Raw genomic sequence first — 18,263 nt, forward strand, 5'->3', positions numbered from 1 at the left:
GACGTCCAAACCGCCGTTCTATAAACGAACAAGAACCGGATTGGACCGATGCACAGCCTGATAAAACCCGAAAATCTCACCGCCACCCTGATGGGTAAGACCGGCGACGCCCTGCTCTGGCTGCTGGCGGCCCTGCATGTCACCGCCGTCGCCATCCTGCTCATGACCCTGCTGTCACTCAGTGAAGCGGGGGCTGCGGAGCAGAAGATCGCCTGCACGGGCAGCGACATTCTCGTAGAGATGCGCAAGACCGATCCGCAAGCTTTCGCAAAGATCGAACAGGAAGCGGCCGCCATTCCGAACGGCAAGGGCAATTTCTGGCGCATCGAAAAGGCAGGCACGGCCCCGTCCTATCTTCTCGGTACCATGCATGTCACCGATCCGCGCGTTCTGGAAATGCCAACCGCCGCCAGCCCCGCTTTCGAAAAGGCAGCGACTGTCATCGTGGAGTCGGACGAAATCGTCGACGACAAGAAGGTCGCGGCATCGCTGCTGAGCAAACCAGAACTCACCATGTTTCTGAATGGCAAATCGATCACCGACATCCTGTCGTCCGAAAATGTCGCGCGCCTCGAAAAAGGCCTGAAGGAGCGCGGCATTCCGCTGAATGCGGTTTCGCGCATGAAGCCCTGGATGCTGTCGAGCTTCGTCGCCCTGCCCGCCTGCGAATTCGCCCGCAAGGCAACCGGTCTCTCCTTTCTCGACAAGAAGCTGGCCGAAGACGCGATTGCGGATGGAAAGCGGCTTGTCGGGCTGGAGACCATGGTGGAGCAGCTGACGGCCATGTCCGAACTGCCGATGGAATTCCATCTACAGGCGCTGATTGAAACGCTGGAACTCGGCGACCGTATGGATGACGTTATGACGACCATGACCGATCTCTATGTCGCCGGCGATATCGGCATGACCATGCCCATGCTGAAAAGCATCGACCCCAAAAAGACAGCGGTAGAAAGCGAACAGGGCTACGCCGCCTTCGAACAACGTATCATCACCGACCGCAATCACGTCATGGCCGACAGGGCCACCCCCGAGCTTGCCAAGGGCAATGTCTTCATGGCCGTCGGCGCACTGCATCTGCCCGGCGAGGAAGGCCTTGTCGAACTGCTGCGCGCAGAGGGCTTCACCCTGACGCGGGTCGACTGAACCACGCAGTCTCGGTGCTGACAGGCCGGACATCGGTGCAGAACGGCCGCATGGTCGCCGGCACGATACGGCGGTGAAACGGTCCGACGGCAAAAAGATAGAGCCGCCCGAACAGGTTCTTGCGCCGCACGAGGGTGGTGACACTCACCAGCTGGCGGCATTCCTGTTCTTCCAGGTCAACGACGATCCGGAAATCGAGATGGCGGTCATCGAAGCCCAGCACGGTCTGCTCCCGGCTGGAGGACAGGACCGGAAATCCGCCCGCCGAAGCGCCAGCTACCAACTCGACTGTTTTTAACCCAAAAAGCGAAACGACGCGGTTTCGAAGTGCCATCAGCCCGCTAATCCATGCCGGAGGATGATCGAAAAGGAGCCTGCTCACGTCGAGCGAGCTCATTCCCGGTGTCATCATCTCTCCCTGAAAGCGATCGCACCAGTCGGCGCCCGGCAATATGTCTTCGTTGTTTCGCATCTCTGTACCCCAGCCGCCCGGTGCGGCAAGGGCCACCATCGTCTTTTTCCGTCGAACCGAAAACGCGACAAACCGCCGCTCAGACCCTAGCCGTGCGTCATGCGCTTCAGGACATTGGTGCGCCAGTAGAACTGGTGAACCAGAACGGCTGCGACATGGCCGGCGATCAGCACCCACATCACAGCCTTGAAGGGACCGGAATGCAGCTCTCCTGCCGTTGCGATGCCGAAGTAATAAGCAGCGATGCCGGAAAGCGGCAGAATGAAAAACAGGACATAAAAGGTGAAGTGGGCCGCCTTGGCGGCAATTTGCGACGCACGCGGTTCTTCGGCCGGATGCGGCGGTACGCCCTGGAAAAAGCGAAGACAGAGACGCAGAACCGCAAGGAGCAGGATGGCAAAGCCGACATAGGCATGGATATTGGCCGAAGAAATCTGGTCCGGCGTCAGCGTCTCACCCCGCCGCATCAGCCGGTAGGCGTGGGCCATGGCGTCGGGAAACAGCAGATTGAAGAAGATCAGAAGCGCCATTGCCCAGTGAATGACACGCTGCGGAATGGAAAAGGAAACTTGACTGAAAGATGCCATTTTATTGCCTTTTATCAAAAGGTTAGACAGGCTATGGCACGAGTATGAGAAACCCCGGCCTGCATGGCAAGCCGGGGTTCAACAGATGACTGAAATTTAATATTCGAACGTCAGGCTTAATGCCGATCACATGTGGATCGGCTTGAAGAAGGTGGCAAGTGCTGCTTCCTTCACGGCTTCCGACATGGTCGGGTGCGCGTGGCAGGTGCGGCCAAGATCCTCTGAAGAACCGCCGAATTCCATCAGCACGGTGATCTCGTGGATCATTTCGCCGGCGCCGAAGCCGACGATATGGCCGCCGAGAACCCGGTCGGTTTCCTTGTCGGCAAGGATTTTCACGAAACCATCCGTCACCTGCATGGCGCGGGCGCGGCCATTGGCGGTGAAGGGGAACTTACCGACCTTGTAGGCGACGCCAGCGGCCTTCAGTTCCTCTTCTGTATTGCCGACGGAAGCGATTTCCGGCTGCGTATAAACGACGGCCGGAATGACGTCGTAGTTCACATGGCCACGCTGGCCGGCGAGGATTTCAGCAAGCGCAACGCCCTCATCTTCCGCCTTGTGTGCCAGCATCGGGCCCTTCACCACATCGCCGATCGCATAGATGCCATCGACATTGGTCTTGTAGTGGCCGTCGATCTCGACACGCCCGCGGCTGTCGAGCACAACACCGGCTTCCGCAAGGCCGAGACCTTCGGTGTAGGGCTTGCGCCCCGTGGAGATCAGCACGACATCAGCTTCCAGCGTTTCAGCCGCGCCGCCCTTGACCGGCTCGAATACGACCTTTGCACCGGCAGCGGTCTTTTCAACGGCCGTCACCTTGGCGCCAAGCTTGAAATCGAGACCCTGCTTGGCGAGCAGACGCTGCGACTGCTTGGAAACTTCGCCATCCATGCCACCGAGAATGTTGTCGAGATATTCGACGACGGTCACCTTCGCGCCAAGACGCGACCAGACCGAACCAAGCTCGAGACCGATGACACCACCGCCAACGACGATGAGTTTTTCCGGAACCTTGGAAAGAGCAATCGCACCGGTGGAGGACACGATGACGGTTTCATCGATATCGACCTTGACACCCGGAATGCCGGCAACATCGGAACCGGTGGCGATGACGATGTTCTTGGCTTCGATCTCCTGGGTCTCACCCTTGTCGTTGGTGACGGAAACCTTGCCGGCGGAAACCACCTTGCCAGTGCCCTGGAAAGCATCGATCTTGTTCTTCTTGAACAGGAAAGCAACGCCGTCGACATTGGCTTTCACCACGCCGTCTTTGTGCCCCATCATCTTCTCGAGGTTCAGCTTCGGAGCGGCGACTTCGATACCAAGCGTATCAACGCCGTGGGCCACATGCGCGAAGGTTTCGGAGGCGTGCAGCAACGCCTTGGAAGGAATGCAGCCGACATTGAGGCAGGTGCCGCCATAGGTCGCGCGCTTTTCGATCACTGCGACCTTGAGGCCGAGCTGTGCCGCCTTGACCGCGCAAACATAACCACCGGGACCCGTTCCGATTACAACTACATCATATGCCATATTTCTGTTCCTGATTGATATCGGGCAGGATTTGAACCGCCCTGCTTCCGTTTGACCTGAAACTCAGGCCGCTTTTTCCGTTGCGAGTTTTATGCCGAGTGCGATGAAGACCACGCCGCTGGTACGGTCGATCCATTGGCTGGCGCGCTGAAATGCGGCGCGCATGCGCGGCGTCGTCATGAACAGGCTGACGCCGACGAACCACAGGATAAGGCAGCTTGCCATGACGAGCCCATATCCGAACTTGATGCCAACAGGTGTATGCGCGTGAACCACCGTCGAAAAGATCGACAGGAAGAAGAACACCGGTTTGGGATTGAGCGCGTTTGCGGCAAAACCGAGCGTGAAGGCCTTGAGCCCGGTCTGGTCGCTTTTGGCTCGAACGCCGTCCTCACCACCTTCCGCCGTCGGCAATTCGGTCTTGCCGGCGCGCAGCGCCTTGATGCCGATATAGATCAGATAGGCGACACCGAGCCATTTGACGATGTTGAAGAGATAGATCGACTGGGAAATTATGAGGCCAAGTCCAAGGATCGTATAGGTAACATGGAACATCAGCGATGTTCCGACGCCGAAGCTTGTGATGATGGCCTGCTTGCGTCCATGCACCATGGCCTGGCGCATGACCATCGCAAGATCGGCGCCCGGCGATACGATTGCGAAAGCGAAAATGGCCATCAGCGATGTCAGTTCGATAAGATATTGGTGCACCACATCAGACCTCAGAACATCAACACAACAAACATCAGCGCAAGTCCAAGCATTGAACCCAACCAGACGAAAGACCGGATATAGGGCACACCAGCCAGATAGAGCGGAATATAGATGATGCGGCAGATCAACCACAGCCACGCGCCGATAAGCGCAATTCCGGCGGGATCGCCCGCCATGATAACGCCGAAAGCCAGTGCCAGAAAAGCCGGATAGGTCTCCCGGAAATTCGCCGATGCGCGCGAAGCGCGACCGGAGAGCTTGCCCTGCGGCTTCAGCTCACCGTCTCTCGGACCGGCATTCCATTCACGCCCCAGTTCTCTGGTCGCCGTCATCCCCTGCAACAGGACATGCGCGACGAGAAGAAAAACGCTTAGACCGATAAGCGGCAAAAAAGGCGAAGCGGCAAGAAATGTCGGCTGCACGTCTGCTCTCCCGGGTGGTCTTTCAGCGGGGTTCACTTGAAGCCCCGCTGAAACGAAAAGCAATACCGATCAGAGATCGAGAACCAGACGTTCCGGATCCTCGAGGCTCTCCTTGACGCGAACGAGGAAGGTCACGGCTTCCTTGCCGTCAACGATACGGTGATCGTAGGAGAGCGCAAGATACATCATCGGGCGGATGACGACCTGACCGCCGATGGCGACCGGGCGCTCCTGGATCTTGTGCATGCCGAGAATGCCCGACTGCGGTGCGTTGAGGATCGGCGAAGACATTAGTGAACCGTAGACGCCACCATTGGTGATGGTGAAGGTGCCGCCCTGCATGTCCGCCATGCCGAGCGAACCGTCACGGGCTGCCTTGGCAAGGCGACCGAGTTCCTTTTCGACGCCGGCGATGGAGAGCTGGTCGGCATCACGGATAACAGGAACGACGAGGCCCTTGTCGGTGCCGACAGCCATGCCGACGTGACAATAGTTCTTGTAGATGATGTCCGTGCCGTCGATTTCAGCGTTGACAGCAGGCAGCTCCTTCAGCGCGTGGGTCACGGCTTTGGTGAAGAAGCCCATGAAGCCAAGCTTGACGCCGTGCTTCTTTTCAAACACGTCCTTGTAGCGGTTACGAAGGTCCATGACCGCGCTCATGTCCACTTCGTTGTAAGTGGTGAGCATGGCGGCGGTGTTCTGCGCGTCCTTCAGGCGGCGGGCGATCGTCTGGCGCAGACGGGTCATCTTGACGCGCTCTTCGCGAACCTGATCCTGCTCGGCCGAAACCGGACGGGGGGCGGCAACCGGTGCCGGTGCGGCGGCAGGTGCCGAAACGCCCTTGGCGACAGCGGCAAGAACGTCGCCCTTCAGAACCTGACCACGCTTGCCCGAACCGTCAACCTGATCGGCAGACAGGTTGTTTTCGGCAAGCAGCTTGCCAGCGGCAGGTGCCGGTGGCATGGCGCTGCCACCCGGAGCGGCGGCTACGGCTGCGGCAGGTGCCGGTGCGGCGGCGGGCGCAGCAGGCTTTGCCGCAGGTGCAGAAGTCGCAGCGCCGGCAGCACCTTCGGCGATCTGGCCGAGAAGCGCGTCGAGACCAACGGTCTCGCCGTTCTGCGCAACGATTTCGGTGAGAACGCCTGACGCAGGGGCCGGGACTTCGACGGTAACCTTGTCGGTTTCGAGTTCAACGAGAGGTTCGTCGGCCTTGACGGTATCGCCGACCTTCTTGAACCAGGTGCCGACGGTCGCTTCGCTGACGGATTCGCCGAGGGTTGGTACGCGGATTTCAGTGGCCATGATCTAGTTCCGTTATTCGGGTGTCTTTTTTACGGGGCGATGCGGGAGAGTTCTCACTCTCCCAGCGCGTCTTCCAGGAACGCAGCAAGCTGCGCCAGATGTTTGGACATCAGGCCGGTCGCCGGAGAGGCGGCCGCCGGACGGCCCGTGTAACGGACCTTCTGGTACTTGGCGTCGATATGCGCCAGAACCCATTCCAGGTAAGGATCGATGAACGACCACGAACCCATGTTCTTCGGCTCTTCCTGGCACCAGACCATTTCCGCGTGGCGGAAACGGGAAAGCTCGTTGATGAGCGCCTTTGCCGGGAACGGATAAAGCTGTTCGACGCGCAGCAGGTAGACGTCGTCGATACCGCGCTTTTCACGCTCTTCGAGAAGATCGTAATAGACCTTGCCGGTGCACATGACGACACGGCGGATCTTCGCATCCTTCTGCAGCTTGATCGGGCCGTCCTTGATGACTTCAGCATCGTCCCACAGGAGACGGTGGAAGGAGGACTCGCCGGCCAGTTCCGCCAGAGACGAGGTGGCGCGCTTGTGACGCAGCAGCGACTTCGGCGTCATCAGGATCAGCGGCTTGCGGAAGTCACGCTTCATCTGGCGGCGCAGGATATGGAAGTAGTTAGCCGGCGTCGTAACGTTGGCGACCTGCATATTGTCTTCGGCGCACATCTGCAACCAGCGTTCCAGACGAGCGGACGAATGTTCCGGGCCCTGGCCTTCATAACCATGCGGCAGAAGGCAGACGAGACCGGACATGCGCAGCCACTTGCGTTCACCCGAGGAGATGAACTGGTCGAACACCACCTGCGCGCCGTTGGCGAAGTCGCCGAACTGGGCTTCCCAGAGCGTCAGCGCATTCGGGCGGGCAAGCGAATAGCCGTATTCGAAACCGAGAACGGCTTCTTCCGAAAGCATCGAGTTGATGACTTCGTAACGGGCCTGCGTCGGGGCGAGGTTCGCCAGCGGGATGTAACGCTCTTCGGTCTCCTGATCGTAAAGAACCGAGTGGCGCTGCGAGAAGGTGCCGCGTTCGCAATCCTGACCGGAAAGACGGATCTTGTGGCCGTCAACAACGAGCGAACCGAAAGCCAGCGCTTCCGCCATAGCCCAGTCGATGCCTTCGCCCGTTTCGATCATCTGCGAGCGGTTTTCCATGAAACGCTGGATCGTGCGATGCGCGGTGAAACCTTCAGGAATGGTCGACAGCTTCTTGCCGATTTCCTTCAGCTGCTTCATCGGCACGCCGGTCTTGCCACGACGCTGCTCATCGGCATTGTCGGCGGCGCGCAGGCCGGACCACTGACCATCCAGCCAGTCGGCCTTGTTAGGCTTGTAGGACTGGCCTGCCTCGAACTCCTGCTCGAGATGAGCGCGCCAGTCGGCCTTGACCTTCTCGAAATCGCCCTCGGTGATCAGGCCTTCCGCGATCAGGCGGTCGGCATAGATACGGGCGACGGTCTTGTGGCCCCGGATGACCTTGTACATCTTCGGCTGCGTGAACGCCGGCTCATCGCCTTCGTTATGGCCGAAGCGGCGGTAACAGAACATGTCGATGACGACAGGCTTGTGGAACTTCATGCGATATTCGGTCGCGACCTTCGCCGCATAGACCACCGCTTCCGGATCGTCACCGTTGACGTGGAAGATCGGCGCTTCGATCATCTTCGCAACGTCGGACGGATAAGGCGACGAGCGCGAGAAGGCCGGATTGGTCGTGAAGCCGATCTGGTTGTTGATGATGAAGTGCATGGTGCCGGCAACGCGATGGCCACGCAGGCCGGAAAGACCGAGAATTTCGGCAACCACGCCCTGACCCGCAAAAGCGGCATCGCCGTGCAGAAGCAGCGGCAGCACTTTGGCGCGTTCGGACAGCGGAATGATGTCGCCGTCCCATGTCTTGGCCAGTTGGTCCTGCTTGGCGCGGGCCTTGCCCATGACGACAGGATTGACGATTTCAAGGTGCGACGGGTTGGCCGTCAGCGACAGGTGAACCTTGTTGCCGTCGAATTCGCGGTCGGAGGAGGCACCGAGATGGTACTTCACGTCACCCGAACCTTCAACGTCGTCTGGCTTGAACGAACCGCCCTTAAACTCGTGGAACACGGCGCGGTGCGGCTTGCCCATCACGTTGGTCAGAACGTTCAGGCGACCGCGGTGGGCCATGCCGAGCACGACTTCTTCCAGTCCGTCCTGGCCGCCGCGCTTGATGATCTGCTCGAGTGCCGGGATCAGCGATTCACCGCCATCGAGGCCGAAACGCTTGGTGCCCTTGAAACGCACGTCGAGGAACTGCTCGTAACCTTCGGCTTCGACCAGCTTGGACAGAATGGCTTTCTTGCCTTCCGGCGTGAAATCCACACCCTTGTCCGGGCCTTCGATGCGTTCCTGAATCCAGCCCTTTTCTTCCGGGTTGGACATGTGCATGAATTCGACGCCGAGCGTCGAGCAATAGGTACGCTCGAGAATCTCGACCATTTCGCGCACGGTCGCATATTCGAGGCCGAGCACGTTATCGATGAAAATCTTGCGGTCGTAGTCGCTTTCCTCGAAGCCATAGGACTTCGGCGAAAGCTCGTTGTAATCCTCGACGGCGCTGGCGATGCCGAGCGGATCGAGCTTGGCGTGCAGGTGGCCGCGCATGCGGTAGGCGCGGATCATCATGATGGCGCGAACGCTGTCACGGGTCGCTTGCAGCACTTCCGCTTCGCTGACGGGCTTGCCTGTATCGGCGCTCTTGGCTTCAGCCTTCGCCTGGACCTTTTTCTCAATGGCCTTTTCGACCGTGGCCCAGTTACCGTCGAGTGCGGAGACCAGTTCGCCATTCGCCGGGATCGGCCAGTTGGCACGCTTCCAGGAGGCGCCCTTGGCCGCCTTCTTCACATCTTCCGGATTATCGGACAGTGCCTTGAAGAAGCTCTGCCACTCCGGCGACACGGAAGAGGGATCCTCTTCGTACCGGGCATAGAGCTGCTCGATATAGGCTGCATTCGCGCCGTCCAGAAACGACGTGATCTGAAACTGCTCGTTCGCTTCTTGCCTTGCCATTGTGTTCCTGCGGACTTGTCCGTCCGCCTCCTCGATGCCGTTAGGGCCGTTCACCGGCCTGCCGCTTTGATTATTTCTGTCTGCCGCCAGGGCGGTATGCCGTCTGTCTATCTTCTTGCGGCATCGGGCAGCGCAGCGTTAAAACCGCGCCGCCCGTTACCGGTCTCATGTGGTCTCAGCCCTTGAGGACTTCAACCAGCGTCTTGCCGAGGCGCGCCGGGGAAGGCGAAACCTTGATGCCCGCCGCTTCCATGGCTGCGATCTTGGACTCTGCGTCGCCCTTGCCGCCAGAAACGACAGCGCCGGCATGGCCCATGGTGCGGCCCTTCGGAGCCGTACGGCCCGCGATGAAGCCGGCCATCGGCTTCTTGCGGCCCTTCTTGGCTTCATCGATCAGGAACTGCGCCGCATCTTCTTCAGCCGAACCGCCGATTTCGCCGATCATGATGATCGACTGGGTGGCGTCGTCGGCCAGGAACATTTCCAGGATGTCGATGAACTCGGTACCCTTGACCGGGTCGCCGCCGATGCCGACAGCGGTCGTCTGGCCGAGGCCTTCGTTCGAGGTCTGGAACACGGCTTCATAGGTGAGCGTGCCGGAGCGCGAAACGATACCGACCGAACCCTTGCGGAAGATGGAGCCCGGCATGATGCCGATCTTGCATTCTTCCGGCGTCATGATGCCGGGGCAGTTCGGGCCGAGCAGGCGCGACTTGGAGCGGTCGAGGCGGGCCTTGACGCGCACCATGTCCATGACCGGGATGCCTTCGGTGATGCAGGTGATGAACGGGATCTCAGCCTCGATGGCTTCGATGATCGCGTCTGCTGCACCTGCCGGCGGAACATAGATCACGGATGCATCTGCACCGGTCTTTTCCTTGGCTTCGGCAACCGTTGCGAAGATCGGCAGGCTTTCGCCCTTGGAACCGGTCCAGGTTTCGCCACCCTTCTTCGGGTGAATACCGCCGACCATCTGCGTGCCGTAATAAGCAAGCGCCTGTTCGGTGTGGAAGGTGCCGGTCTTGCCGGTCAGACCCTGAACGAGGATCTTGGTGTCTTTATTAACAAGAATAGACATTATTTCCGGTCCCTCAATTAGCCGTTGATCGCCGCGACGATCTTCTTGGCTGCGTCGTCCAGGTCGTCAGCAGCCGTAATCGCAAGGCCCGATTCGTTCAGGAGCTTCTTGCCAAGTTCGACGTTGGTGCCTTCGAGGCGAACAACGAGCGGAACCTGCAAACCGACTTCCTTCACCGCGGCGATAACACCTTCGGCGATGACGTCGCACTTCATGATGCCGCCGAAGATGTTGACGAGGATACCCTCGACCTTCGGGTCAGCCGTAATGATCTTGAAAGCTGCCGCAACCTTCTCCTTGCCGGCGCCGCCGCCGACGTCACAGAAGTTTGCCGGCTCTTTGCCGTAAAGCTTGATGATGTCCATCGTCGCCATGGCGAGACCGGCACCATTGACCATGCAGCCGATGTTGCCGTCGAGCGCCACGTAAGCGAGGTCCCACTTGGAGGCTTCGATTTCCTTGGCGTCTTCTTCGGTCTCGTCGCGCAGCGCCTTGACGTCTTCATGGCGGAACAGCGCGTTGCCGTCGAAGGACATCTTGGCGTCGAGAACGCGCAGATGGCCATTTTCCATGACGATCAGCGGGTTAACCTCGAGGAGAGCCATGTCCTTCTCGTTGAAGGCCTTGTAGAGGATCGGGAACAGCGCTTTGGCGTCTTCGGCTGCAACACCATCAAGCTCGAGAGCCTTGGAGATTGCGGCAACGTCAGCGTCGCTCACGCCCTTTTCCGGGTTGATGGCGATGGTGTGGATCTTTTCCGGCGTGTCATGGGCGACAGCTTCGATATCCATGCCGCCTTCAGTGGAAACCACGAATGCGACCTGACCGACCGAACGGTCAACCAGAAGCGAGCAATAGAGTTCGCGGGCAATGTCCGCACCGTCTTCGATGTAGAGGCGGTTGACCTGTTTGCCGGCGTCGCCCGTCTGCGCCGTTACCAGCGTGTTGCCGAGCATGTCCCTGGAATGAGAAACGACTTCCTCGATCGACTTCGCTAGGCGAACGCCGCCCTTGGCGTCGGGGCCGAGCTCCTTGAACTTGCCCTTGCCGCGACCGCCAGCGTGAATCTGGCTCTTGACGACGTAAAGCGGGCCGGGAAGCTGCTTTGCGGCAGCTTCGGCTTCTTCGACCTTGAGGATGGCGACGCCTTCAGCAACCGGCGCGCCGTAGCCCTTCAGAAGAGCCTTAGCCTGATATTCGTGAATATTCATGGAATAATCCCTGTTTGGAACCGCTTGAAGTTATTACTTCAGCGACGGAGCGATGTTGATGCAGGCTTCGCAAAGACCAGCGACAGCGCCGACGGATTTCTGGAAGGCGGCTTCTTCTTCCTTGTTCAGTTCGATCTCGATGACGCGCTCGATACCGCCGGCACCGATGATGGTGGGCACGCCGACATACATGTCGTCTACGCCATACTGGCCCGAAAGGTGGGCAGCAGCGGGCAGAACGCGCTTCTTGTCCTTGAGGTAGGATTCGGCCATTTCGATAGCCGAAGCGGCCGGCGCGTAATAGGCCGAGCCGGTCTTCAAGAGGCCGACGATTTCCGCGCCGCCGTCACGGGTGCGCTGGATGATCTGCTCAAGACGTTCGGCGGTCAACCAGCCCATCTTGACGAGATCGGTAAGCGGAACGCCGCCAACGGTGGAATAACGGGCGAGCGGCACCATGGTGTCGCCATGACCGCCGAGAACGAAGGCGGTGACGTCCTGGACCGAAACGTTGAATTCTTCGGCAAGGAACAGGCGGAAGCGTGCGCTGTCGAGAACGCCAGCCATGCCGACGACCTTGTTCTTCGGCAGGCCGGAGAACTTCTGCAGCGCCCAGACCATGGCGTCGAGCGGGTTGGTGATGCAGATCACGAAAGCGTTCGGAGCATATTTCTTGATGCCGGCGCCGACCTGTTCCATGACCTTGAGGTTGATGCCAAGAAGATCATCGCGGCTCATGCCGGGCTTGCGGGCGACACCTGCGGTGACGATGCAGACGTCTGCGCCTTCGATGGCGGCGTAATCGGAAGCGCCGGAGAGCTTTGCATTGAAGCCTTCAACCGGGCCGGACTGGGCAATATCCAGACCCTTGCCCTGCGGGATGCCGTCGGCGATGTCGAAGAGGACGATATCGCCCAGTTCCTTCAGGCTGGCGAGATGCGCCAGCGTGCCGCCGATCATGCCAGAACCAATAAGTGCAATTTTTTTGCGAGCCATCGAATGCTTCCTCTTGAGCTTCAATTCAATTTTACCGCGCCAAACCGGCAGCCAAATTGTCGCACTTCGATTAGCCCCATTGGCCAAAATTGGCAACAGATTCTTTTCTGATGAGTATTTTCAATCGTTTAGATCATTATTTTCTTACGTAAACGTAAGATAATGCGTCACGAAAGTGTCAAACTTTCTGCCGCTTTTCGTGGTGGAGCGCCAGGTAATCGGCGCTGCGCATCTCAAACAGGCGCGAGGCGGTGCGATCGAACTCGAAACCTTCTGTCCCCTTGCGCTTGCCCAGCAGGTCTTCCGGCATGGCGGCGGCAGAGGCGAAAAGCCTGACGGTGTGATCGTAAAGCGCATCGATGAGGATGATAAAGCGCTTCGTCTCGTTACGCTTGTCGGCATTGAGAAGCGGAATGTGATCGATGAAGACCGTATCGAAACGATTGGCGATGGCGAGAAAGTCGGAAGCTCCGAGCGGCTTTTCGCAAAGGTCGGAAAAGGAAAAACGGGCAACCCGGCCGCTGGCGCGCGGCACCAGAATGGAACGGCCCTTCATGGGTATCTCAGTCGGCGCGACGAGATGGCCGGCAGTCATGTGCCGCCATGCCATATCCATCGCCTGATCCGCTGAACCGTCGAGCGGCGTGATATAGACTGGCAGGCTCTCCAGCTTCTCCATCCGGTAGTCTGTCGGGCTGTCCAGAGTTACCACCTCAACATATTTTTTCAGCAGATCGACGAAGGGCAGAAACAGGCCGCGATTGAGCCCGTCCTTGTAGAGATTGTCAGGCACCACGTTGGAGGTCGTCACCAATGTGCAACCATTGGCGAAAAGCTCGCTGAACAGCCGGGCGAGGATCATTGCATCGGCAATATCCGTGACGGTGAACTCGTCGAAGCACAGAAGCTCTGCTTCCGCCAGAAGCTGGGCCGCGACGGGCGGAATGGGATCGGCCTGTTTGGTCTCGCCATTTTTCAGTTTCTGCCGGTGCGTATGCACGCGATTATGCACATCCGCCATGAATTCGTGGAAATGACAACGCCGTTTCGAAGAGACGGGCGCCATCTCGTAGAACATGTCCATCAGCATCGTCTTGCCGCGGCCGACGCTGCCATGAACATATAATCCCTTGACGAAGGCGGCGGGCCCGGCCTTGCGCGCGAACATCCAGCCGAGCGCGCTTTTTTTCCTGGCGGGCTTGCGCGCCTTCAGATCGGCAAGAATGCGGTCGAGATGAGCCGCGACCCCCAGCTGGGCGGCATCGGCCTGCAAGGTGCCAGCTGCCGTCAATGCGTTGAGTTGTTCAACGACACTATGATTGTAATCAGGCAATGGCTTCATGAAAAAGCGCTCCGGTCGCGGGCGCAGCAAAGCACCCGCGAGGAATGGAATGGCTCAGAACAAGCGAAGCGATCCGGCTGCACCGGATAGGCTCATCGGCTGAGGCTGAGCGGCTGGCCGCTATTGGTCGTGCCGTCGAAGCGCGCATCGGCGCTCTTGTAGACGCGGCCGATCGTATCGCCCGAACGGTTCTTGAAGAGGACCATCTTGCCGGACACTTCCCAGGAACCCATTGCCGTCAGCTCACCCGAGCAACCACGCGTGCCGCCACGCGAACCGCTGCCGAGGTTGGTGAGCGTCAGGAACATGTCGCAATTGGCACCGCCATTGGAAACGCGCCAGTTGCCAACCATGGATTCCTTGGTCACGTCGAGCGCCGTTGCCGGAGGAGCAGCAGAAGCGACATTCACGCCGCCAGGTGCTGCGGATGCAGGCGCCGATGGGAACTGGCTGCCGGAAGCGCCATCAGGCGGCGGCAAGGCGCCGGACTGGACCGAGGGCACCGGCTGCGCCTGCAACGGCGGTGTATAACCGGGATTGTTGCTGCCGTTATTGTTGTAATCGTAGGAGGTACGTTGGCAACCGGCAAGGCTCATCACAACCGCTAGGCCCGTCACCACATATCTGAATTGCATATCAAGCTCCCGATTCTCTCGCTTCCGGAAAGACCATGATCAAACAAGAAGGCTGAATTATTACCAAAGCCTTACCTTGCGCAAGCGATGGCCGGGATAATTACCATTTCGGTCGATTTTTACCGAATTTTCCCAGGCCCGGTTGTAAAAAGAGCCGCGGTCGAGACCGCGGCCGGATAGATTTTCTCTCTCAAGCGAATCGCCGTTAGACGCGACGCTCGACCATCATCTTCTTGATTTCCGCGATCGCCTTGGCCGGGTTCAAGCCCTTCGGGCAAGCCTGTGCGCAGTTCATGATGGTGTGGCAACGATAAAGGCGGAACGGGTCCTCGAGATTGTCGAGACGCTCACCGGTTGCCTCATCGCGGCTGTCGATCAGCCAGCGATAGGCCTGCAGCAGAACGGCGGGGCCGAGATAACGGTCGCCATTCCACCAGTAGCTGGGACAGGAGGTGGAGCAGCAGGCGCACAGGATGCACTCGTAAAGACCATCCAGCTTCAGACGATCCTCATGGCTCTGCTTCCATTCCTTGGCGGGCGTCGGAGACACCGTCTTCAGCCAGGGCTCGATGGAGCGGTGCTGGGCGTAGAAGTTCGACAGATCGGGAACGAGGTCCTTCACGACAGGCATATGCGGCAGCGGATAAACCTTTACCGTACCCTTGATCTCTTCCATACCCTTGGTGCAGGCAAGCGTATTGGTGCCGTCGATGTTCATCGCACAGGAACCACAAATGCCTTCGCGGCAGGAGCGACGCAGCGTCAGCGTCGGGTCGATATTATTCTTGATGTAAAGCAGTGCATCGAGAACCATCGGCCCGCAATCATCGACATCGATGTAATAGGTATCGATGCGCGGGTTCTGACCGTCATCCGGGTTCCAGCGATAGATGCGGTATTCGCGCACATTCTTGGCACCGTCAGGCTTCGGCCAGACCTTGCCTTCGCTGATCTGGGAATTCTTGGGGAGAGCGAGTTCAACCATATCCAGTTCCTCAAATCAGTAGACGCGCGCCTTCGGCTCGATCTTTTTGGGATCGATGCCGTCGGCGATCAGGTCGGTGTGAACCGGGCGATAATCGAGTTTGACGTCCCCTTCGGGGCTGACCCAGGCGAGCGTGTGCTTGCGCCAGTTCACGTCGTCGCGACCGCCGAAAGGACCATCGACGAAATCCTCACGGGCGTGTGAACCGCGGCTTTCCTTGCGCGCTTCAGCGCCATAGACCGTGGTGATCGCGTTGGCCATCAGATTGTGTAGCTCGAGCGTCTCGACCAGATCGGAGTTCCAGACCATCGAACGGTCGGTGACCTTGACGTCCGGCAGCTCCTTCCAGATGGCGGAAAGACGCTGGCAACCGCTCTCCAGCGATTCCTGCGTGCGGAAAACGGCCGCATCGTCCTGCATGGCGCGCTGCATCTTGTCGCGCAGCACCGCCGTCGGCGTCGAGCCATTGGCGTAACGCAGGCTGTCGAAGCGCTCCATGATCTTGTCGCAGGCCGCAATGTCGAGCGCAGGAACGGGCGCATCGCGGTCGATGACCTGTGCTGCACGAATAGCGGCGGCGCGGCCGAAGACCACGAGGTCGATCAGCGAGTTGGAGCCGAGGCGGTTGGCACCGTGAACCGAGGCGCAACCGGCTTCGCCGACGGCCATCAGACCGGGCGCGATACGTTCCGGGTTATTGGCATCGGCATTCAGCACTTCACCCCAATAGTTGGTCGGAATACCGCCCATATTATAGTGAACCGTCGGCAGAACCGGGATGGGCTCGCGCGTCACGTCCACGCCGGCAAAAATCTTGGCGCTTTCGGAAATGCCCGGAAGCCGCTCATGCAGGATCGCAGGATCGAGGTGATCCAGATGCAGGAAGATGTGATCCTTGTTCTTGCCGACGCCGCGGCCTTCACGGATTTCCATCGTCATGCAGCGGGAGACAACGTCACGGGAGGCAAGGTCCTTCGCCGATGGCGCATAACGCTCCATGAAGCGTTCGCCTTCTGAGTTGACGAGGTAACCGCCTTCGCCACGCGCGCCTTCGGTGATGAGGCAGCCTGCGCCATAAATGCCGGTTGGATGGAACTGTACGAATTCCATGTCCTGAAGCGGCAGGCCGGCACGGGCAATCATGCCGCCGCCGTCGCCGGTGCAGGTGTGAGCAGAGGTCGCCGAGAAATAGGCGCGGCCGTAACCGCCGGTCGCCAGCACCACCATCTTGGCGGAGAATCGATGGATCGTGCCGTCATCGAGGTTCCAGGCAACGACGCCCGTGCAACGACCATCTGGCGCCATGATGAGGTCGAGCGCGAAATATTCGATGAAGAATTCCGCATTGTTGCGCAGCGACTGGCCATAGAGCGTGTGCAGAATGGCGTGGCCGGTACGGTCGGCGGCAGCACAGGTGCGCTGTACCGGTGGGCCTTCGCCGTAATTCTGCATGTGACCGCCGAACGGGCGCTGGTAAATCTTGCCCTCGGCATTGCGCGAGAAGGGCACGCCGTAATGTTCCAGCTCATAGACCGCCTTCGGCGCTTCCATGGCGAGATATTGCATCGCATCGACGTCGCCCAGCCAGTCGGAGCCCTTTACGGTGTCGTAAAGGTGCCACTGCCAACAGTCGGGCGTCATGTTGGTAAGCGATGCGGCAATGCCGCCCTGCGCCGCGACCGTGTGGGAGCGGGTCGGGAAAACCTTGGTGATGCAGGCCGTGCGGAAACCCTGTTCCGCCATGCCGAGCGTTGCGCGTAGACCGGCGCCACCGGCGCCCACCACGATCACGTCATAGGAGTGATCGACATAGGTGTAGGCCTTGCCATTCTGGGAAGGTGAACTGATCGATGCCATGGCGGACTTATCCTGCGAATGCGATTTTCAGAATGGCGAAGATGGAAAGACCGCCAATCAGAATCGCGAAAAACGTATTGAGCATCAGAAGAACGAGCTTCGAAACCTCGGCGTGAACGTAGTCTTCGATGATGACCTGCATGCCGAGCTTCATGTGGATGAGGCCGGACACCAGCACCAGAGCCATGATGACCGCAACGAGCGGGTTCGACAGCGCGGCGACGACTTCCGGATAAGGCGCACCGGCATATTTGATGAGGAAGATCACGAAGAAGATCAGCAGCGGAACGTTGGCGACCGCGGTGACGCGCTGGCGCAGGAAATGGTCGGTGCCTTCCTTGGCGGAGCCCAGACCGCGAACCTTTCCGAGAGGTGTACGCATATCCATGAAAAAATCTCCTCAGCGCACGATCAGGACAATGACCCAGATCAGCGCGGTCAGACAGATCGACGCGACCCACGAGGCCTTTGCCAGCTTGGTGGTAAAGTGCTTGTCGAAGCCATGACCCAAATCCCACATGAAGTGGCGAAGACCGCCCAGCATGTGGTGAACCAGAGCCCAGGTATAGCCGATCAGGATGAGCCTGCCGATGATCGTGCCCATCGCCCAGTTGACCCAGTCGTAATAGGCAGGGCCCGAAGCAAGCGCGATCAGCCACCAGGCGACCAGAAGCGTCCCGAAATAAAGCGCCCCGCCCGTGATGCGGTGCACGATGGATGCAACCATCGTCGGGATAGGCTTGTAAATTTGAAGATGCGGCGACAGAGGCCGGTTATTTGTCACATTCGCCATCAGAACCTCGCGGCGTTTTCCCGTGCGTCCATTCAGACAGGACGCCCCCAAGCAACAGCACATGACGAAAGAATGTGCATTGCACCAACCGCGACGTTTAATCACATGGGGGCGTCATCACAAGCACATTTCATGACCGA

The 18,263-nt window shown here is 59.2% G+C and carries 17 protein-coding genes; 1 reads left to right on the forward strand and 16 read right to left on the reverse strand.

Annotated features, from left to right (window positions below):
- The first annotated feature begins 48 nt into the window (after positions 1-48).
- Positions 49-1,146: a TraB/GumN family protein gene (locus ATU_RS12795; protein WP_010972447.1), complete on the forward strand. Its 1,098-nt coding sequence runs from the start codon at positions 49-51 to the stop codon at positions 1,144-1,146.
- Here ATU_RS12795 and ATU_RS12800 read toward each other — a convergent pair.
- From ATU_RS12800 to sdhC, 16 genes are all read right to left on the reverse strand, one after another.
- Positions 1,124-1,618, reverse strand: a complete 495-nt coding sequence (locus ATU_RS12800) for a DUF2867 domain-containing protein (RefSeq protein WP_035258082.1) — start codon at positions 1,616-1,618, stop codon at positions 1,124-1,126. The two genes, ATU_RS12795 and ATU_RS12800, sit on opposite strands and share 23 nt — an antisense overlap.
- 86 nt (positions 1,619-1,704) lie before the next feature.
- Positions 1,705-2,205: a cytochrome b gene (locus ATU_RS12805; RefSeq protein ID WP_006310780.1), complete on the reverse strand. Its 501-nt coding sequence runs from the start codon at positions 2,203-2,205 to the stop codon at positions 1,705-1,707.
- Between the two features lie 126 nt (positions 2,206-2,331).
- Positions 2,332-3,738 (reverse strand): dihydrolipoyl dehydrogenase, encoded by a 1,407-nt coding sequence (gene lpdA, locus ATU_RS12810; protein ID WP_010972449.1) that lies wholly within the window; start codon positions 3,736-3,738, stop codon positions 2,332-2,334.
- Positions 3,739-3,801: 63 nt separating this feature from the next.
- Positions 3,802-4,449 (reverse strand): LysE family translocator, encoded by a 648-nt coding sequence (locus tag ATU_RS12815; protein ID WP_035258084.1) that lies wholly within the window; start codon positions 4,447-4,449, stop codon positions 3,802-3,804.
- Between the two features lie 11 nt (positions 4,450-4,460).
- The gene (locus ATU_RS12820; RefSeq protein WP_010972451.1) at positions 4,461-4,874 is read right to left on the reverse strand and encodes an MAPEG family protein; all 414 of its coding nucleotides are present in this window, start codon (positions 4,872-4,874) and stop codon (positions 4,461-4,463) included.
- 69 nt (positions 4,875-4,943) lie between these two features.
- Positions 4,944-6,176 carry a 2-oxoglutarate dehydrogenase complex dihydrolipoyllysine-residue succinyltransferase gene (gene odhB, locus ATU_RS12825; RefSeq protein ID WP_010972452.1) on the reverse strand — a complete coding sequence of 411 codons (1,233 nt, stop codon included), beginning with the start codon at positions 6,174-6,176 and terminating at the stop codon, positions 4,944-4,946.
- A gap of 53 nt (positions 6,177-6,229) precedes the next feature.
- A complete protein-coding gene (locus tag ATU_RS12830) occupies positions 6,230-9,226 on the reverse strand; it encodes a 2-oxoglutarate dehydrogenase E1 component (protein ID WP_010972453.1) in 2,997 nt (998 codons plus the stop codon).
- A 175-nt stretch (positions 9,227-9,401) separates the two neighbouring features.
- A complete protein-coding gene (gene sucD / locus ATU_RS12835) occupies positions 9,402-10,304 on the reverse strand; it encodes a succinate--CoA ligase subunit alpha (protein WP_006310787.1) in 903 nt (300 codons plus the stop codon).
- 17 nt (positions 10,305-10,321) lie between these two features.
- Entirely contained in the window at positions 10,322-11,515 is a 1,194-nt protein-coding gene (sucC, locus tag ATU_RS12840) for an ADP-forming succinate--CoA ligase subunit beta (protein ID WP_010972454.1), read from the reverse strand.
- A 33-nt stretch (positions 11,516-11,548) separates the two neighbouring features.
- The gene (mdh, locus tag ATU_RS12845) at positions 11,549-12,511 is read right to left on the reverse strand and encodes a malate dehydrogenase (RefSeq protein WP_010972455.1); all 963 of its coding nucleotides are present in this window, start codon (positions 12,509-12,511) and stop codon (positions 11,549-11,551) included.
- 178 nt (positions 12,512-12,689) lie between these two features.
- Positions 12,690-13,853 carry a cell division protein ZapE gene (gene zapE, locus ATU_RS12850; RefSeq protein WP_010972456.1) on the reverse strand — a complete coding sequence of 388 codons (1,164 nt, stop codon included), beginning with the start codon at positions 13,851-13,853 and terminating at the stop codon, positions 12,690-12,692.
- Positions 13,854-13,945: 92 nt separating this feature from the next.
- On the reverse strand, positions 13,946-14,488 hold the full coding sequence (locus ATU_RS12855) for a protease inhibitor Inh/omp19 family protein (RefSeq protein ID WP_010972457.1): 543 nt from the start codon (positions 14,486-14,488) through the stop codon (positions 13,946-13,948).
- A gap of 205 nt (positions 14,489-14,693) precedes the next feature.
- Positions 14,694-15,473, reverse strand: a complete 780-nt coding sequence (locus tag ATU_RS12860; protein ID WP_010972458.1) for a succinate dehydrogenase iron-sulfur subunit — start codon at positions 15,471-15,473, stop codon at positions 14,694-14,696.
- A 15-nt stretch (positions 15,474-15,488) separates the two neighbouring features.
- Positions 15,489-17,330 carry a succinate dehydrogenase flavoprotein subunit gene (sdhA, locus tag ATU_RS12865; protein ID WP_010972459.1) on the reverse strand — a complete coding sequence of 614 codons (1,842 nt, stop codon included), beginning with the start codon at positions 17,328-17,330 and terminating at the stop codon, positions 15,489-15,491.
- A 7-nt stretch (positions 17,331-17,337) separates the two neighbouring features.
- Entirely contained in the window at positions 17,338-17,718 is a 381-nt protein-coding gene (gene sdhD / locus ATU_RS12870) for a succinate dehydrogenase, hydrophobic membrane anchor protein (RefSeq protein WP_003504989.1), read from the reverse strand.
- A gap of 12 nt (positions 17,719-17,730) precedes the next feature.
- Positions 17,731-18,123, reverse strand: coding sequence for a succinate dehydrogenase, cytochrome b556 subunit (sdhC, locus tag ATU_RS12875; protein ID WP_006310797.1), 393 nt, complete (start codon positions 18,121-18,123; stop codon positions 17,731-17,733).
- Between the last annotated feature and the right edge of the window lie 140 nt (positions 18,124-18,263).

Source organism: Agrobacterium fabrum str. C58 (assembly GCF_000092025.1).
GTDB lineage: Bacteria > Pseudomonadota > Alphaproteobacteria > Rhizobiales > Rhizobiaceae > Agrobacterium > Agrobacterium fabrum.

Bases quoted from the DNA above. Each gene is read 5' to 3' on its own strand.
- sdhA (WP_010972459.1), bottom strand. From the start codon at position 17,330: ATGGCATCGATCAGTTCACCTTCCCAGAATGGCAAGGCCTACACCTAT.
- ATU_RS12800 (WP_035258082.1), bottom strand. From the start codon at position 1,618: ATGCGAAACAACGAAGACATATTGCCGGGCGCCGACTGGTGCGATCGC.
- zapE (WP_010972456.1), bottom strand. From the start codon at position 13,853: ATGAAGCCATTGCCTGATTACAATCATAGTGTCGTTGAACAACTCAAC.
- sdhC (WP_006310797.1), bottom strand. From the start codon at position 18,123: ATGGCGAATGTGACAAATAACCGGCCTCTGTCGCCGCATCTTCAAATT.
- lpdA (WP_010972449.1), bottom strand. From the start codon at position 3,738: ATGGCATATGATGTAGTTGTAATCGGAACGGGTCCCGGTGGTTATGTT.
- ATU_RS12855 (WP_010972457.1), bottom strand. From the start codon at position 14,488: ATGCAATTCAGATATGTGGTGACGGGCCTAGCGGTTGTGATGAGCCTT.
- mdh (WP_010972455.1), bottom strand. From the start codon at position 12,511: ATGGCTCGCAAAAAAATTGCACTTATTGGTTCTGGCATGATCGGCGGC.
- ATU_RS12795 (WP_010972447.1), top strand. From the start codon at position 49: ATGCACAGCCTGATAAAACCCGAAAATCTCACCGCCACCCTGATGGGT.
- ATU_RS12860 (WP_010972458.1), bottom strand. From the start codon at position 15,473: ATGGTTGAACTCGCTCTCCCCAAGAATTCCCAGATCAGCGAAGGCAAG.
- ATU_RS12805 (WP_006310780.1), bottom strand. From the start codon at position 2,205: ATGGCATCTTTCAGTCAAGTTTCCTTTTCCATTCCGCAGCGTGTCATT.
- odhB (WP_010972452.1), bottom strand. From the start codon at position 6,176: ATGGCCACTGAAATCCGCGTACCAACCCTCGGCGAATCCGTCAGCGAA.
- sdhD (WP_003504989.1), bottom strand. From the start codon at position 17,718: ATGGATATGCGTACACCTCTCGGAAAGGTTCGCGGTCTGGGCTCCGCC.
- ATU_RS12830 (WP_010972453.1), bottom strand. From the start codon at position 9,226: ATGGCAAGGCAAGAAGCGAACGAGCAGTTTCAGATCACGTCGTTTCTG.
- sucC (WP_010972454.1), bottom strand. From the start codon at position 11,515: ATGAATATTCACGAATATCAGGCTAAGGCTCTTCTGAAGGGCTACGGC.
- sucD (WP_006310787.1), bottom strand. From the start codon at position 10,304: ATGTCTATTCTTGTTAATAAAGACACCAAGATCCTCGTTCAGGGTCTG.